This is a genomic window from uncultured Brevundimonas sp. (assembly GCF_963977465.1).
In the GTDB taxonomy this organism is placed as follows: Bacteria; Pseudomonadota; Alphaproteobacteria; order Caulobacterales; family Caulobacteraceae; genus Brevundimonas.
The window spans coordinates 287,176-304,034 of record NZ_CAXBOQ010000004.1; the positions used below are offsets into that span (position 1 = coordinate 287,176).

The window sequence follows — 16,859 nt, forward strand, 5'->3', positions numbered from 1 at the left end:
CGAAGCAGGGCCCATGACACTGACCGCCGACCAGACCGTCGATATGCTGCGCGCCGCCGGCGAACCGACTCGCCTGCGCATCCTGTCGCTGCTGGCCGGTGAGGAGCTGTCGGTGATGGAGCTGTCGGGCATCCTCGACCAGAGCCAGCCTCGCGTGTCCCGTCACCTGAAGCTGATGACCGATGCAGGCCTGATCGAACGCTTCCCCGACGGGGCCCGGGTCTTCTACCGCGTGTCCTCCGACGGCAGTGCCCGGGGTCTGGTCGACACCGTCCTCGATCTGCTGGAAGACGAGGCCGGGGAACGCGACCATGCCCGGCTGGGAGACGTTCACCGCGAACGCGAAGCCGACGCCTCTGCCTATTTCGAACGCGTCGCCCCCCAATGGGACCATCTGCGCTCCCTCTATGTGTCCGAAGGCGCGGTCGAGGCTGCGATCGAAAAGGCCGCCGGTCCCGGCCCGTTCGACCGGATGGTCGATCTCGGCACCGGCTCGGGGCGGATGCTGACGCTGTTGGGCAAGAAGGCCGCCATGTCGGTCGGTCTCGACCTGAGCCAGAGCATGCTCAACATCGCCCGCAGCAATGTCGCCCGCGCCGATCTCGACAAGGTCGAACTGCGCCACGGCGACATCTTCGCCACCCGCCTGCCGCCGCAGAGCGCAGACCTCGTCGTCGTACATCAGGTGCTGCACTATCTGGTCGACCCCGTCGCCGCCGTGACCGAGGCCGCGCGCCTCGTCGCCCCCGGCGGCAAATTGCTGATCATCGACTTCGCTCCGCACGAGATGGAAGCGCTCCGTGAGCAGCATCAGCATCGCCGTCTCGGCTTTACCGATGAGGAAATCCGGGCGTGGATCGCCGCGGCTGGACTGAAGCCATCCGCCGTCATTGCCCTGCCCCCTGAAAATGCGGGTCTGACCGTGACCATCTGGACCGCCGTGCGCCCTGTCGCGACCAAGAGGAAATCTGCCTGATGGCGACCCTGGCTGAAGCCCGCGCCCTGTTGTTGTCCCCGCTGGGACCGGTGGCCCGCGCCGGTCAGAACGACAACCCAGTCCGGGTTTCGTTCGAATTCTTCCCGCCCAAGTCCGATGAGGCTGAAGCGGTGCTGTGGAAGGCCGTGCGTCGGCTGGAGCCGCTTAACCCGGCCTTCGTTTCGGTCACCTACGGGGCCGGCGGCTCGACCCGCGAGCGCACCCACCGCACGGTTCAGCGCATGATCGCCGAAACCAGCCTGCGCCCCGCCGCCCACCTGACCTGTGTCGAGGCCAGTCGCGCCGAGGTCGATGAGGTGATTGAGAGCTACAAGGCCATCGGCGTCGACCATATCGTTGCCCTGCGCGGTGACCCGCCCGGCGGACACGAGAGCGCCGGCGGTATCGGCGGGGCCTACCAACCGCGGGCCGACGGCTATGCCAATGCCACCGAACTGAGCCAGGCCATCAGTGCCGTCGGCGGCTTCGACATCACCGTCGGGGCCTATCCCGAGAAGCACCCGGAGAGCCCGTCGATCGACCACGACATCGACGTGCTCAAGGCCAAGATCGACGCCGGGGCGACCCGGGCCGTCAGCCAATTCTTCTTCGACATCGACGCCTTCCTGCGCTTCCGCGACCGGATCCGGGCCGCCGGGATCACCATTCCCCTGATCCCGGGCATCATGCCCGTGTCGAATTTCGCGGCGCTGCAGCGGATGAGTGCCAGTTGCGGCACGGCTGTCCCGGCCTGGCTGGCCACGCACTTCGACGGCCTCGATGACGACCCCGAGACCCGCAAGCTGCTGGCCGCCTCGGTCGCCGCCGAGACCTGCGCCCGACTGCAGGAAGAAGACTTTTCCGACTTCCATTTCTACACCCTGAACCGGGCCGATCTCGTCTATGCGATCTGCCGGGTTCTGGGCGTGCGTGAGACCGCCTGATGACCCGTGCCGACCGTATCGCCGCCCTGCATGCCGCCGCGAAACAACGCATCCTCGTGCTCGACGGGGCCTGGGGGGTGATGATCCAGCGTCGCGAACTGTCCGAGGAGGATTTCCGCGGCGCGCGCTTCGCCGCACACAACGGCCAGATGAAGGGCAACAACGACATCCTGTGCCTGACCCGGCCGGACATCATCGCCGACCTGCACGACCAGTATTTCGCTGCCGGGGCCGACATCTCCGAGACCAACACCTTCTCGGGCACGACCATCGCCCAGGACGACTACGGGCTGGACGTTCAGTCCGTGACGGACATCAATTTCGAAGGCGCGAAACTGGCCCGCGCCGCCGCCGATCGCTGGACCGAGAAAGAGCCGCACAAGCCACGCTTCGCCGCCGGTTCGATCGGGCCCTTGACCAAGATGCTGTCGATGTCGTCGGACGTGAACGATCCCGGTGCCCGTCTGGTCACCTTCGATCAAGTTTACGCCGCCTACCGGCAGCAGGTGCAGGCCCTGAACGAAGGTGGCGTCGACCTGTATCTGATCGAAACCATCACCGACACGCTGAACTGCAAGGCCGCAATCAAGGCCATCAAGGACCTTGAGGACGAGGGCATGGAGGCCCTGCCGATCTGGATCAGCGGGACCATCACCGACCGTTCGGGCCGCACCCTGTCGGGCCAGACGGCCGAGGCCTTCTGGAACAGCGTGCGCCACGCCAAACCCTTCGCGGTCGGCTTCAACTGCGCCCTGGGGGCCGACCTGATGCGACCGTTCATCGCAGAACTGAGCCGCGTCGCCGACACCCTGGTCGCCGCCTATCCCAACGCCGGCCTGCCCAACGCCATGGGCCAGTATGACGAGGAACCCCACGAGACCGCCCATTTCATCGAGGAATGGGCCGCGTCCGGTCTGGTCAACATCGTCGGCGGCTGCTGCGGCACCACGCCGGACCACATCCGGCACACGGCTGAAGCGGTGGCCAAATTACCGACCCGGGAAGTCCCCGAACGTCCGATTGCCATGCGGCTGTCGGGTCTCGAACCTTTTGAACTGGTAGCGTAGTGCGTCCCACCTTCATCAACGTCGGCGAGCGGACCAACGTCACCGGCTCGGCCAAGTTCAAGAAACTGGTCATGGCGGGCGACTATGCCGCCGCCGTGGCCGTGGCCCGTCAGCAAGTCGAGGCCGGGGCCTCGGTCATCGACATCAACATGGACGAGGGCCTGCTGGATTCGCAGCAGGCCATGATCACCTTCCTCAACCTGATCGCGGCCGAGCCCGACATCGCCCGGGTCCCGGTGATGATCGACAGCTCCAAATGGGAGGTGATCGAGGCGGGCCTGAAATGCGTCCAGGGCAAGCCGATCGTCAACTCCATCTCGATGAAGGCGGGCGAGGCCGAGTTCCGGCAGCAGGCGGTCAAATGCCTGCGCTACGGGGCGGCCGTCGTGGTCATGGCCTTCGACGAAGAAGGCCAGGCCGACACCGCCGCGCGCAAGATCGAGATCTGCACACGCGCCTACAACATACTGGTGAACGAGGTCGGCTTCCCGCCCGAGGACATCATCTTCGATCCCAACATCTTCGCCGTGGCGACGGGGATCGAGGAACACGACAACTACGCCGTCGACTTCATCGAGGCGACCAAGGTGATCAAGGCCACCCTGCCCTACGCCCGGATCTCGGGCGGCGTCTCGAACGTGTCGTTCAGCTTCCGCGGCAACGAGCCGGTGCGCCGGGCGATCCACAGCGTCTTCCTGTACCACGCCATCCAGGCGGGCATGGACATGGGTATCGTCAATGCGGGTGACCTGCCGGTCTATACCGACATCGACCCGGTGCTGCGCGAGGCGGTCGAAGATGTGATCCTGAACCGCAAGCAGCGCACCAATGTCTCGAACACCGAACGGCTGGTCGATCTGGCCCCCAACTACAAGGGCGACAAGGGTGTGGCCCGGGTCGTCGATCTGAAATGGCGCGAAGGTCCTGTCGGCAAGCGGATCGAGCACGCCCTGGTCAACGGCATCACCGACTGGATCGTCGAGGACACGGAAGAAGCACGACTGGGCTCCGAACGCCCGCTGCACGTGATCGAAGGCCCGTTGATGGACGGCATGAACGTCGTCGGCGACCTGTTCGGCGCGGGCAAGATGTTCCTGCCGCAGGTGGTCAAGTCGGCCCGGGTGATGAAACAGGCGGTCGCCCACCTCGAACCCTTCATGGAGGCCGAAAAAGCCGGCAAACCACGCGAACAGGCCGGCCGCATCCTGATGGCCACGGTCAAGGGTGACGTCCACGACATCGGCAAGAACATCGTCGGCGTCGTGCTGCAGTGTAACAATTACGAGGTCATCGACCTCGGCGTCATGGTCCCGGCTGACCGGATTCTCGATGCCGCCGTCGAGCACAAGGTCGACATCGTCGGCCTGTCCGGCCTGATCACCCCGTCGCTGGACGAGATGATGTTCGTGGCCCGCGAGATGGAGCGGCGCGGCTTTTCGATCCCCCTGCTGATCGGCGGGGCCACCACCAGTCGCACCCATACTGCGGTCAAGATCGAGCCCGGCTACAAGGCCGGCTCGACCACCTATGTCATCGACGCCAGCCGCGCGGTCGGTGTCGTGTCCGGTCTGCTGTCAAAGACCGAGCGGGCGAAGAACGAGGCGGCCACGCGCGAGGAATACGTCCGCATCCGCGAACAATACGCCCGCAGCCAGACGGCCAAGGCCCGCACCCCGATCGACAAGGCGCGCCAGAACCATTTCCCCATCGACTGGACCGCACCGCGTCCGAAAGCCCCCTCCTTCCTCGGCGTGCGCACCTTTGAGGACTGGGACCTGCAGGACCTGGCCGACCACATCGACTGGACACCGTTCTTTTCCAGCTGGGAGCTGACCGGCCGCTATCCGCTGATTCTCGAGGACGAGATCGTCGGTGAAGCCGCGCGCGACCTGTTCCGCGATGCGCAGGCCATGCTGAAGCGGATCATCGACGAGAAATGGTACCGGGCCAGCGGCGTGGTCGGCTTCTGGCCGGCCAATGCGGTCGGCGACGATGTCGCCGTCTATGCTGACGAAAGCCGGACGACCGAGATCGCCCGTTTCCATACCCTGCGCCAGCAGATCGCCAAGACCAACGGCAAGGCCAATCTGGCCATGTCGGACTTCGTCGCACCCGAGGGCCAGGACTGGATCGGAGCCTTCGCCGTCACCGCCGGTCACGGCGAGCTGGAGGTCGCGCAACGCTTTCGCGACGCCGGCGACGACTATTCAGCTATCCTGTCCACCGCCCTGGCCGACCGGCTGGCCGAGGCCTTTGCCGAAGCGCTGCACAAGAAGGTGCGGACCGAACTCTGGGGCTATGCGTCGGATGAGGTGACCACGACCGACCAACTGATCGCCGAACAATATCAAGGCATTCGTCCCGCGCCCGGCTATCCGGCCCAGCCTGACCACACCGAAAAGGCGACCCTGTTCCGCCTGCTGGAGGCCACGGAAAAGGCCGGTATCGTGCTGACCGAAAGTTTCGCCATGACCCCGCCGGCCGCGGTGTCCGGCCTGTATTTCGGACACCCCGACAGCCACTACTTCGGCGTCGGCAAGATCGATCGCGATCAGGTCGCGGACTATGCCAAACGCAAGGGCTGGGACGCGGCGACCGCTGAACGCTGGCTGTCGCCGATCCTCAACTACGATCCCGGAGGCTGAGGGACTTTTCCTGCCCTCGCCGCGCCCGGAACAGGAGAGTGTTCACACCCCCTCCACCATCCTTTGGATGGTCCCCCTCCCCCGGTGGGGGAGGATTTGAACCGCCCCCATTCCTCCCCCGCAGGGGGAGGGGGACCGCGAAGCGGTGGAGGGGGTTGCTGCGATCAGTTCGGGTCCAGACCCACGTCTTCCGGCGTGGCCGGGGCTGAAGTGACGCCGTCGCGAATGCGGCGGGCGGCGTGTTCGCACCGGCCGGGCAGGCCAAAGAACAGGCCGAAAGCCTGACTGCGCACAGCCTCGTCCTGGGCCATCAGCGGGGCCCAACGGGCGGTCGCCTCGGCGGCGGCCTCACGGGCGGCTGTCAGGGTGGCGGGCGTCTGGCGCGACCGGGCCGTGGCCATCGCCGCGCGGAAATCCGCGGCCTCGAGGCGGCCCAGACGCATGATGTCCAGGTCCAGCGGATCGGAATCGGTCAGGCTCTCGCCAATGGCGACGTGGCCGGTGACCAGGGCGTCGCACCACGCCACCAGCGGATAGTCAGCGCTCGGAGCGCCGCGCGGCATCGGATTGGCATAGGCCACGGCCTCGCGATAGCGCACGGCATCAGCGGCCTCGGCAACTGGCGCGGTCACGATCGGACCGTCCTGGGGCAGACCGTGGAATGCGGCAGTAGCGGCGATGACGGCAAGAAAACTCATGGATCAACCTTCAAAAACGGCGGCCACCCTTTGGCAGCCGGTCTAAACGCCTCAACGGTCTGATGGCTGCCGATGGCTTTTTCGGGACGTCGAAAGCCACGGACAGGCCGCCGCATAAGAAAAAGGGCGGCGGGGTTTCCCCCGCCGCCCCCAGTCTTGCGTTCTAGATCGAGACCTAGAAACGGACCCGTGCGTTCAGCGAGAACGTGCGGCCCAGCAGACGATAGATCTGCGGGTCGGTGTTACCCTGAGAGAACACGCCGTTCAGAGTCTGCGGCGGGGTCTCGTCAAGCACGTTGCCGACGAAGGCCGACAGAGCGACGTTGTCGGTCACGTTCCAGCGGGCCGACATGTCGACGTAGGAAGCGGCCGGCGACAGGAACTCATTCACGAACCCGAAGCCCGGATCGTCGTTCAGTTCCGGCAGGTAGCTCCAGCGCGTCATGAACGTCCAGTCATTGATGTCGTAGAAGGCGGACAGGACGTTCTTGAAGTCAAAGATCGCGCCGCCAACACCCGCACTAGTGGTTCCGACAAACTCGCTACCGTTAAAGGTATACGAGTCGACGAAGCTGGCCAGTTCGTTGATCCGCAGACGACCGGCGAGGCCGACGTCAGCCAGATCGATCGAGTATTCCACAGCGAGGTCGACACCGTTTGTGGCGAACTCACCCTGGTTACCACGCGAGGTGTTCACGTAGTCGATCTGACCGTTGGCCGGATCGCGAACGACGCGGGCGCAGGAAGCTGCCACGTTGTTCGTGTAGCAATCGTTGATGAAGAACTGGGCACCAAACGACGCGATCACGTCGGTGATTTTGATGTCGTAGTAGTCCACCGTCATACTCAGACGACCGACCGGCAGGAAGTCAGGCTGGAACACGAAACCAGCCGTAAAGGTCTGGGCGGTTTCCGGCGCCAGGTTCGGGTTACCGAACGAGAAGGCCTCAACCTGAGAGTTGGTAGCGGCGAAGGTAGCCCAGTTAATAGGCGTAACCGAACCGCTTTGCGTCTGGCAGAACGCTGCGGCGGAGCCGGTGGCACCAGCGCAGGGGTCGATGTAGGACGGGAAGCCCTGGTCACCGTTCTGGAACAGTTCGAACACGGACGGAGCACGCGTGGCTTCGTTGTAGACGGCGCGGAAGCGCAGCGACGGGACCGGAGCGAATTCCAGACCGATCTTGTTGGTCCAGACGGTGCCGATCGACGAGTAGTCCGAATAACGCAGGCCCAGCTCGAGGCCCAGGTAGCTGGCATAGGTCATGTCGGCGAGCAGCGGCACCGAGATCTCGGTGTAGAGCTCTTGAACGTTGACCGAACCGGCCTGGTCCTGGGTGGCGTTGAAGCCGAAGATGTTGCCGGTACGCTGCTCATTGTCGACGCGGAACTCAGCGTCGGTTTCACGATATTCAAAGCCGAACACCGAAGCGACCGGACCCGCGGGAAGCGAGAACAGGTTACCGCGGGTGAAACCGGCGATGCGCGTCTCTTCGACCTGGGTGGTCGAGAAGGTGTTGACGCGAATGAACGCCGCCATCGGAGCGGTCAGAGTGCCCGGACCAAAGATGTCGAGCGGAACGCAACCCGGCAGGGCGTTGACACCGAGCGAAGCACCGGTGGTAGCATCCTGGCAACCGGCCAGGCCTTGCGACAGGGCGGTTGCATTCACGCTGTTTTCCGCACGTTGGTCGAACTTGTTCGAGCCGTACGAGGCCGTCAGGCTCCAGTCCCAGGCCGGCGAGAACTCGCCTTCCAGGGTCGTCAGCAGGTAGAACGAGTTGTTCTCGTCGAACGAGTTACGCGTACCGACTTCGTTCATACGGCGGTTCATCGTGAACGAACGGTTCGGGAACGGACGCGAGGCCAGGGCAGCCGCTAGATCGGGGTGGTTGGCGTTGATCAACGTCTGCATGGCCGGCGTCAGCGTCACGGTCAGACCGGTCGCCGGTGTCGGAGCCAGTTGAACCTGCGAGGTGCTGTTGACGTAGTTCAGGTGAACCTTGGCGCGCAGGGTGTCGGAGAAGTCATAGGTGCCGATGGTGGTGAAGTTGACGCGCTCGGCCGGGATGATCAGGAAGTTGTCCGGCGCATAGTTGTAACGCGAGGAGCCAGCGGCACGATCCGGAACGGAGCATGCTCCACCGCCGTTGCGGGGCTCGAGCGCGCCAGCATCATTGAACGACAGGTTACGCTCGCCGGCACCGTAAGCGATATTCGGGGTCGACGGGTTGCAGTCATGATCGTAGCTGGCGAACTGGCCGGATGTGAGCGGATTGACGTTCAGGACTGCGGGGTTGAACGCGTTGGTCGACGAGTTGGCGATCCAGCCCCAGGACGGCGTCGCCGAACCACCGGGATAGACATAGCCACCGGCGTTCAGGAACGTGGCTGCTTCAGCGGACGAGTCGCAGACGGTAGCCACGGTCGGGTCAGCCGAGAAGGGATTCGCGTCGAAGCACAGGGCAGCCGAGGTGCGCGAGTAGTCGAACTCGCTCTGCAACACTTCGCCACGGCTGTAGTAGGCACCGTATGCGGTCATGTTGCCGCGGCCGTTGGCGAAATTGCCACCGAACAGGCCGTTGACTTCGATTTCCGGAGCCTTGCCTTCAAACGAAGAACCGTAGGTCACCGACATTTCGGCGCCTTCGTAGTTTTCCTTCAGGATGAAGTTGACCACGCCCGAGATGGCGTCCGAACCGTAAACGGCCGAGGCACCGCCGGTCACGACTTCAACGCGCTGAACCAGCGAAGCCGGGATGGTGTTCAGGTCGACCGTACCCGAGGTCGAGGACCCGGGGATGCGCTCGCCGTTGACCAGCACCAGGTTGCGGTTGGCACCGAGGCCACGCAGGTCGATGGTGGCAAACGGTTCACCGCCCGAGTTGTTGGACGTGCGCATGTTGCCCGGAACGACCTGGGGCAGTTCGTTGAGAAGCGACTCGACCGTCAGGGTCTGGGTCAGCTCAAGCTGCTCCTGACCAACGGTGGTGACCGGGCTGATCGCGGCAAAGTCCTGACGGACGATGCGCGAACCGGTGACAACGACTTCGTCAACCTGGGTAGCGGCCGGCTGCGTCTGCGCCATAACAGGCGCGGCGAAGGCGACAAGACCGCCGATGATAGTGGTTGCCAGCAATTGCTGACGGATGGTGTGGGCTTTCAAAGCTTGTTCCTCCTGGTTCGACATCGGGACCATTGGGACCCAGAGCGCCGAGGTGACGGACATGATAGTCAATAGCTGTGGCGACAGATTACACCCCAGTTGCCGCAAACTATCCGGATCGCCCCCATTTACGCCACCGCAATTACACCTTCGTAACAAACTTGCCCCTCGACTGTCGTATTCCGGCCACGTTCGCCCATCTGGCGATCTCTGGTGAGCATGATCGTGTTCATGCATAAGGAGGGGGCGCATCCGTCCGCGCGTCAAAGAGCGCCCAGAGCCATGACCCGATCAACCTCTACCGTCCTGTCCGCCCTCGCGATTCTGACCCTGTCCGCGACGGCTGTAACCGCCGCCCCGCCTGCCCAGGCTGCCGGTGGCGAACCGACGCTGGGGCGCGCTGATGTACTGGCCAGACTGGTCGCCTGCCGCACGATGTCGGACGCCTCGGCCCGCCTCGCCTGCTATGACGTGGCCGCCGCCGCGCTGGACGCCGCCGAGCGCCAGGGCGAGGTTGTGGTGGTCGATCGCAACCAGATCAGCACGGCGCGGCGGGAAAATTTTGGCTTCAGCCTGCCGTCGATTCCGAACCTGTTTGAGCGCAACGGGTCGCCCGAATCAGTAACGTCGATTGATTCGACGCTGGTCACGGCCACCGAGAACTGGGAGGGCCGCTGGACCTTCACCTTGGCCGACGGCAGCGTCTGGCAGCAAATCGACACCGCCTATGTCAGCTTCCGCAACCGCGGCACACCGCCGGTGACGGTGCGCAGTGCGGCGCTGGGCAGCTTCCTTCTGGTCGTCGGGGACAGCCGCGCGGTGCGCGTTCGCCGGCAATAGCCGTCACGAGCCTGTCCGCCCGTCCACAATGCCGGGCGTCAGCGCTGGATCATGACCCGGGACGCATAGGGCACGGGTTCGGGCGTGCATGAGGCCATGACCAGTTGCGCCGCCATGAGACAGAACAGGGCCACAGCGACCGGCTGGAGCCGATTTGAGACAGCCAAAGCAATGGAAACAGCCATTACGCGCACTCCGCAGAAGGTTTACGAAGTCCTAACGCAAGCCTCGGGCCGGTCGCCCGGCCGGGCGACATGATCCCCTATGTTCGCGACCATCCGGTCCGCTACGGCGAGACGGAACCGGTGTCTCCGCTGATCCGGCGGGTCACCGCCCGCAATCCGGGACCATTCACCTTCACCGGCACCGGCACCTATATCGTCGGCCCTCACCGCCCGGGTGCCGGCGTCGCGGTGATCGACCCCGGTCCGGCCGACGACGCTCACCTGGCCGCCCTGCTGGCAGCGCTGGACGGTCAGACGGTCAGCCACATCCTGGTGACCCATACCCACCGCGATCACGCCCCCCTCGCCCGCCCCCTGTCACGGGCGACCGGGGCCCCGGTGCTGGCCGCCGCCCCCATTGCGCGTCCGCACGACACGGCGGTGACGATCGAGGAGGATGATGACGACGACTTCTGCCCGGACCGGATCCTGGCCGACGGCGAAATCGTGAGCGGCGACGGCTGGACGTTGGAGACCTTGGCCACGCCCGGCCACGCCTCGAACCATCTGGCCTTCATCCTGCGCGAGGAGAACGCCCTGTTCAGCGGCGATCACGTGATGGGCTGGTCAACGACCGTGGTCGCTCCGCCGGACGGCGACATGGTCGCCTATATGAAGAGTCTGGACGCGGTCATCGCCCGCGACTTCACCACCCTGTGGCCCACCCATGGCGCGCCGGTCACCGATCCCGGCCCGTTCCTGTGCGCCTACCGTGACCACCGGCTGGCACGCGAAGCGCAGATTCTGGAACGATTGCACGCCGGCGACCGGACTATCGCGACGATGGTCCCGGTTCTCTATATAGCGGTAGACGAAAGACTATGGCCGGCGGCCAGCCTGTCGGTGCTGGCCCATCTGATCAAACTGGTGGCCGAAGGCCGGGTCGTGGCCGAACCGGCGGCGACCCTGAACGCGACCTACCGTCCAGCCTGAAGCCCGTCGACAATGTCGCGCGCCAACCGGCAGGCAGCGTCGCCCTGGTCCCGGCCGTCGCGCGCGGTGACCCGGACATCGGTACGACCGGGGCGGATCCGCACCACGGCGTCATGGCGCAGACCGAACCAGAATCCCTCATGCAGGCCTTCGGACTGGAACAGTCCCGCCTTCTGTACGGTGAAGCCGGCCGCCTCCAGCGCCGCCGTCGCCGTCTCCGACGCCACCTGGGTCGGCACCCCCGTCAGGCCCGGGCAGGCCGCAGGAGAGTCAGGCGCGTGCAGGGCGCTGCGCAGTCCGGCGGTTTCAGCACTGAAACCCGGCGCGTCACCAGGCGCTGTGGTCGCGTCCAGCGGGGCCGGTGCCACCAGCAGCGCCTGCTGGCGAACGAACAGGCCGACGGTCGCCAGCGAGACCAACAGGCTGACAACCGCGATGAGGCCGAGGCGGCGCAGGTCGCGCAAGGCCAACAGCACGCCCAGGGCCGCAGCGGCCAGACCGGCCAGAGCCAGCCAGCGGCCGATCTGCAGCGTCAGCAGATCGCGCCCGATCTCAACCGACCAGAGGCCGAACCGCGTCCCCAGCACCGCGACAAAGACCAGCAAGGGGGCCGCCAGCACGATCAGAACCAGCCAGCGCATGCCGATGCCGCCACGCGGTCGGGTCGATTTGCCTGACGGGGTCATCCGGGTCGCTCCTTGAAGAATTCAGCCTGCGCCGGGCAGACGATAGTCCTTCATCTGCTCGCGCAGGCCCTTCTTGTCGATCTTGCCGGTGGCCCCCAGCGGGATGTCGTCGACAAAAACCACATCGTCCGGCGTCCACCATTTGGCGATCTTGCCCTGCAGGAAGTCGAGATGTTCCTGCTTGTTTTCGCTCTCGCCCGGCTTGAGCTTGATCAGCAGAACCGGACGCTCGTCCCATTTGGGATGGGCCGCGCCGATCACGGCCGCCAGTTCGACCTTGGGGTGGCCGACGGCGATGTTCTCGATCTCGATCGAGCTGATCCATTCGCCGCCGGACTTGATCACGTCCTTGGCGCGGTCGGTGATCTGCATGAAGCCCTGTTCGTCGATGGTCGAGACGTCGCCCGTGTCGAAGAAGCCCTCGTCATCGAGAATGCTGCCGCCCTCGTCCTTGAAATAGGCTCCGGAAATGGTCGGGCCCTTGATCATCAGCCGGCCGTAGCTGTGGCCGTCGTGCGGGATCTCGTTGCCGTCGTAATCCTTGAGCTTGAGCTCGACACCCAGCGGCGGCGTGCCCTGTTTGACGCGCCATTTCATCTGCTCGTCGTACGGCAGGGCGGCCAGTTCCGGCGGCAGGTTGGACAGGGTGCCGATCGGCGAGGTCTCGGTCATGCCCCAGCCCTGCAGCACCTCGATGCCGAACTCGTCATGGAAGGCACGGATCAGGCTCTCGGGCACGGCCGAGCCGCCGATCAGCACCCGTTTGACCGTGGGGATCTGCAGCTTGTTGTCGCGCAGGTGGGTCAGCAGGCCCTGCCACACCGTCGGCACGGCGGCCGAGAAGGTCACGCCCTCGCTGACGATCAGCTCGTAGATGGATTCACCGTCCATCTTCGCCCCGGGCAGCACCAGTTTGGAGCCGGCTGCCGGGCCGCCGAAGGCGATGCCCCACGCATTGGCGTGGAACATCGGCACCACCGGCAGGATCACCTCGTTCGGTGTAGCTCCCAGCACCGTGGTCTGCAGGCCCAGCAGCGTATGGATGAAGTTGGAGCGGTGCGAGTACAGCACCCCCTTGGGGTTACCGGTCGTGCCCGAGGTGTAGCAGAGGCCGCAGGCGGTCTGTTCGTCGAACCCGCCCCAGGTCACGTCTTCCGAAGCTTCGGACAACACCTGTTCATAGCATTCGGCCGCGGGCAGCTTGGTCGCCGGCATCGTCCATTCGTCGGTCATGACGATGACCTTTTTGACGCTGGGGCAGTGCGGCAGAATGGCTTCAAGCAGAGGCACGAAGGTCAGGTCGACGAAGATCATCCGGTCTTCGGCGTGGTTGATGATGTAGATCAGCTGTTCCGGGAACAGGCGTGGGTTCAGCGTGTGACACACTGCCCCGATGCCCATGATGCCGTACCAGGCCTCCATGTGGCGGCCGGTGTTCCAGGCCAGGGTGGCAATCCGGTCGCCGGGCTTGACCCCCCAGGCCAACAGGGCGTTCGAGACCCGCTTGGACCGGCCATGCATCTCGGCATAGGTGGTGCGGACGATCGGCCCCTCGACCGAGCGCGAGACCACCTCGCGATGGCCGTGCCAGTTCTTCGCATGGTCGATGATCTTGTCGACCGTCAGCGGCCAGTCCTGCATCAATCCAAGCATCTCAATCCCTCGTATGTGCCTGCTCAACGAGGCACTTGGGCGCACGCTACCGACGTGATCGGCGATAAGCAACGTGACCTAGCGTCAGCCGAAGCCGGTTCGGGATAGCCTTCACCCGTCCCCACTCCTAGAACGGCCGGGCTGAAACGGCGGAGGCACGACGTGAGTATTCTGATCGCCATCACCGGAGGGTCCGGCTCGGGCAAGAGCACCCTGGCCGAGGCGCTGGTGTCGGCTCTGCCGGACGGGGTCGCCGTGCTTTTGCGTGAGGATTCCTATTATCGGGACTCGGCCGGACTGCCCGATTTCGACCCGGCGACCTTCGATTTCGACGATGTCGCCGCGCGGGATCACGATCTGATGATCGCAGACCTGGCCGCGCTCAAGGCCGGGCACGACATCGTTGCCCCACTCTATTCCTTTATCCATCACGGCCGCGATCCCGGCGGCGAAGCCGTCCGCGCCGCCGAAGTGGTGGTGATCGAGGGCACCCATGTGCTGTGCACCCCGGCCCTGTCAGCGCTGTTCGATATCCGGGTGTTCGTCGACACCCCGGCCGACATCCGCTTCATCCGCCGCCTGCTGCGCGACCAGGCCGAGCGCGGTCGCACCGCGGATTCCGTGATCGCCCAGTATCTGGCCACGGTCCGGCCCGGGCATGAACGACTGACTGAGCCATCCCGGGTCAACGCCGATTTCGTGGTCGCCGACGCCACCGCTGCGGTGCGCCTTGAGGATCCGCAGGTGGTCATTCGGTTGGCCGCCCCGGTGCTTGCCCACCCTCTACTGGCCCCGTGGCGGGCGCGCTGAGGCCGTAATACTACCGACTAGGTTTAGGTTGCGGTGCAATAATCCAGGCGTCAGTGTGCGATCAATCAGAAGACGTTGAATGCCCATGACTGATACTGCCGTTTCGTCATCGCTCTCATCAGATCCCCGACGCGCCGCGATTATCCGCCATGCCCGGCGCCAGTTCATGAGCGTGGGCTATGCGGGTACGCGGATTGAGCCCATCGCCCGCGACGCCAATGTCTCAACCGCGACCCTCTATACCTATTTCGCCGGCAAGGCCGAGCTGTTCGAGGCCGTTATCGACGATGCGGCCGTCGACTTCATTCAACGGATGCAATTCGTACAATCGGCCTCCGGTTCGGCGCGGGAGCAGCTGACCCTGTTCGCTGAAGCCTATGGGGACTTCATGGCCGATCCCTTCGTGCGCTCCATCTTTCGCCTGGTCATGGCCGAGCGACCTCGCTTCCAGGAAATAGCGGCGAACTTCTTCGAGATTGGCCGGAAAAGCTTCGGTGCCGACCTGATCGAGGCGCTGAAAACGTTGAGCCGCGCCGGACAGCTGAAGATCGACAACCCGTCATGGGCTGCCGGCCAGTTGATGGGGATGATGGAGCACCCCGTCTTCTTCGTGCCGCTGGTCACCGGCGATGCTGTCCAGATCCGTCGCTCGGTACCGGAAATCGCCGCCGACGCCGTCGAGACCTTCCTCGCTCGCTACGGTGTCTCCGGCGCGTCAGGGCCAGAGACGGGTCCGGCTCCAGTTCTGGCCGTCGCGATCGAAGCGTAGCCGGTCATGCAGGCGGAACGGCCGATCCCGCCAGAACTCCAGACTTTCAGGTACCAGACGCCATCCGGTCCAGCGCACCGGACGCGGAACGTCATCCCCCTCGAACCGTGCTGTCTCCCGCGCCACCGCGGCCTCCAGCGTCGGGCGATCTTGCAACGGCCGTGACTGGTCCGAAACCCAGGCCCCAATCCGGCTTTCTCGCGCCCGGCTGGCGAAATAGGCATCGGCTTCGGCCGCGCTGACCGGTTCGATGCGCCCGCGCACCCGCACCTGCCGGCGCAGGGATTTCCAGTGAAACAGCAGGGCCGCCGTCGGCCGCGCCGCCAACTGCTCGCCCTTGGCGCTCTCGCTGTTGGAATAGAAGGTGAATCCACGCGCATCGACGTCCTTCAGCAGGACCATCCGGCAATCCGGCACGCCGTCGGCGTCTGCGGTCGCCAGGGCCATGGCATTGGCGTCGTTGGACTCGCTACCCCGCGCGTCGGCCATCCAGTCGATGAACAGGTCGAACGGATCGTCGCGGCTGAACATCGTCTCATCGCCATTGGCGGCCAGGGCCGCGGCATAGTCGGCCGCATACTCTTCACGGGTCGGGCTGGTCGGGATCACGGGTGCGGTCATGCCGCTGACATAGCGCCGTTGGCCAGCACCGCGAAAGGGGACGCGACCGCCGGTCGCGGTTAACCGCCCGTTGACGCTGTTCAGGGCCTTTGGAAACAATGCGCGCCCGTTCCCATACCGAGGTGACCTCGACCCGCGAGGCCTATGCCCTGCTGGGACTGCACGGGGCAGTGGAAGCCGCGGCCCTGACCCGCGCCTTCCGTCAGGCGGTCAAGGCGGCACGACCCGATCAGCCCGGCGGCGACGCCGACCGGTTTCGCCGCATCATTGCCGCCTGGAGGTTGATCCAGCAGGACGGAGCGTGGCGTCCGGCACTCGCGGCCCCCACAGCCCGGCCAGCCGCGCGCCCGGTGGTCGGCATCACGCCAATGCAGGCCCTGAACGGCGGCCGGGTCCGGGTAGCCGTGGCCGAACGTACCCTGCGCGTCGCCGTACCGCCCGGGCTGCGCAGTGGCGAACATCTGCGCCTGCGTCAGGGGGCAGCCGACGGAAGCGACCTGTATCTGTCGGTCCTGATCCGTCCTACCGACGGTCTGTCCGTGCTCGGAGACGACCTGTTCATGACCTGGGCGGTGTCGCCGCGGGTACTGGAAGACGGTGGCCGGGTCGAGATCGACACCCATGCCGGGCCCCGCCAGGCCTGGGTGGTGGCCGAAATGCAGACGCCGGTCCGTCTGCGGCTGCGCAATCTCGGCCTGCCCGCGCGTGGTACCCGCGCGACGGGCCATCTGTTCGTGACCCTGATGCCGGTGGCGGACTGCCCGTCCTCGGCCGAGGATCTTCTGGCCCGCTTCACCCGCGTCTGGACGCCGGACCGTCTTGCGGCCTAA

At 65.3% G+C, this 16,859-nt stretch carries 15 protein-coding genes; 9 read left to right on the forward strand and 6 right to left on the reverse strand.

Annotated features, from left to right (window positions below; genetic code table 11):
- The first annotated feature begins 13 nt into the window (after positions 1-13).
- The 4 genes from AAC067_RS10510 to metH are packed head-to-tail and all read left to right on the forward strand — an operon-like array spanning position 14 to position 5,632.
- Positions 14-976, forward strand: coding sequence for a metalloregulator ArsR/SmtB family transcription factor (locus AAC067_RS10510; protein WP_339932251.1), 963 nt, complete (start codon positions 14-16; stop codon positions 974-976).
- Positions 976-1,920 (forward strand): methylenetetrahydrofolate reductase [NAD(P)H], encoded by a 945-nt coding sequence (gene metF / locus AAC067_RS10515; RefSeq protein WP_339932253.1) that lies wholly within the window; start codon positions 976-978, stop codon positions 1,918-1,920. Before AAC067_RS10510 ends, metF begins: the two co-directional genes overlap by 1 nt.
- Positions 1,920-2,987, forward strand: a complete 1,068-nt coding sequence (locus AAC067_RS10520; protein WP_339932255.1) for a homocysteine S-methyltransferase family protein — start codon at positions 1,920-1,922, stop codon at positions 2,985-2,987. Before metF ends, AAC067_RS10520 begins: the two co-directional genes overlap by 1 nt.
- Entirely contained in the window at positions 2,987-5,632 is a 2,646-nt protein-coding gene (gene metH, locus AAC067_RS10525) for a methionine synthase (RefSeq protein WP_339932257.1), read from the forward strand. The genes AAC067_RS10520 and metH overlap by 1 nt, the downstream gene beginning before the upstream one ends.
- Positions 5,633-5,796: 164 nt before the next feature.
- On the opposite strand, the gene AAC067_RS10530 is transcribed toward metH, so the two are convergent.
- Both AAC067_RS10530 and AAC067_RS10535 read right to left on the reverse strand, forming a co-directional pair.
- Entirely contained in the window at positions 5,797-6,330 is a 534-nt protein-coding gene (locus AAC067_RS10530) for a hypothetical protein (protein ID WP_339932259.1), read from the reverse strand.
- A gap of 175 nt (positions 6,331-6,505) precedes the next feature.
- Complete coding sequence (locus AAC067_RS10535) at positions 6,506-9,556, reverse strand: TonB-dependent receptor (protein ID WP_339932261.1); 3,051 nt, start codon at positions 9,554-9,556, stop codon at positions 6,506-6,508.
- 219 nt (positions 9,557-9,775) lie between these two features.
- Between AAC067_RS10535 and AAC067_RS10540 the strand changes: the two genes are divergently transcribed.
- Complete coding sequence (locus AAC067_RS10540) at positions 9,776-10,333, forward strand: hypothetical protein (protein ID WP_339932263.1); 558 nt, start codon at positions 9,776-9,778, stop codon at positions 10,331-10,333.
- A gap of 38 nt (positions 10,334-10,371) precedes the next feature.
- Here the strand turns inward: AAC067_RS10540 and AAC067_RS10545 are convergent, their stop codons facing one another.
- Positions 10,372-10,518, reverse strand: a complete 147-nt coding sequence (locus tag AAC067_RS10545) for a hypothetical protein (RefSeq protein ID WP_339932265.1) — start codon at positions 10,516-10,518, stop codon at positions 10,372-10,374.
- A gap of 69 nt (positions 10,519-10,587) precedes the next feature.
- Between AAC067_RS10545 and AAC067_RS10550 the strand changes: the two genes are divergently transcribed.
- Complete coding sequence (locus AAC067_RS10550) at positions 10,588-11,490, forward strand: MBL fold metallo-hydrolase (protein WP_339932267.1); 903 nt, start codon at positions 10,588-10,590, stop codon at positions 11,488-11,490.
- On the opposite strand, the gene AAC067_RS10555 is transcribed toward AAC067_RS10550, so the two are convergent.
- Positions 11,475-12,176: a DUF1499 domain-containing protein gene (locus AAC067_RS10555; RefSeq protein WP_339932269.1), complete on the reverse strand. Its 702-nt coding sequence runs from the start codon at positions 12,174-12,176 to the stop codon at positions 11,475-11,477. The two genes, AAC067_RS10550 and AAC067_RS10555, sit on opposite strands and share 16 nt — an antisense overlap.
- A gap of 21 nt (positions 12,177-12,197) precedes the next feature.
- Positions 12,198-13,829 (reverse strand): long-chain-fatty-acid--CoA ligase, encoded by a 1,632-nt coding sequence (locus AAC067_RS10560; protein WP_339932271.1) that lies wholly within the window; start codon positions 13,827-13,829, stop codon positions 12,198-12,200.
- A gap of 162 nt (positions 13,830-13,991) precedes the next feature.
- Between AAC067_RS10560 and udk the strand changes: the two genes are divergently transcribed.
- Positions 13,992-14,639: a uridine kinase gene (udk, locus tag AAC067_RS10565; protein WP_339932273.1), complete on the forward strand. Its 648-nt coding sequence runs from the start codon at positions 13,992-13,994 to the stop codon at positions 14,637-14,639.
- An 85-nt stretch (positions 14,640-14,724) separates the two neighbouring features.
- Complete coding sequence (locus tag AAC067_RS10570) at positions 14,725-15,408, forward strand: TetR/AcrR family transcriptional regulator (RefSeq protein ID WP_339932275.1); 684 nt, start codon at positions 14,725-14,727, stop codon at positions 15,406-15,408.
- On the opposite strand, the gene pdxH is transcribed toward AAC067_RS10570, so the two are convergent.
- Entirely contained in the window at positions 15,355-16,029 is a 675-nt protein-coding gene (gene pdxH / locus AAC067_RS10575) for a pyridoxamine 5'-phosphate oxidase (protein ID WP_339932277.1), read from the reverse strand. The two genes, AAC067_RS10570 and pdxH, sit on opposite strands and share 54 nt — an antisense overlap.
- A 98-nt stretch (positions 16,030-16,127) precedes the next feature.
- Here pdxH and AAC067_RS10580 point away from each other — a divergent pair, with 98 nt between their 5' ends.
- On the forward strand, positions 16,128-16,859 hold the full coding sequence (locus tag AAC067_RS10580; RefSeq protein ID WP_339932279.1) for a DnaJ C-terminal domain-containing protein: 732 nt from the start codon (positions 16,128-16,130) through the stop codon (positions 16,857-16,859).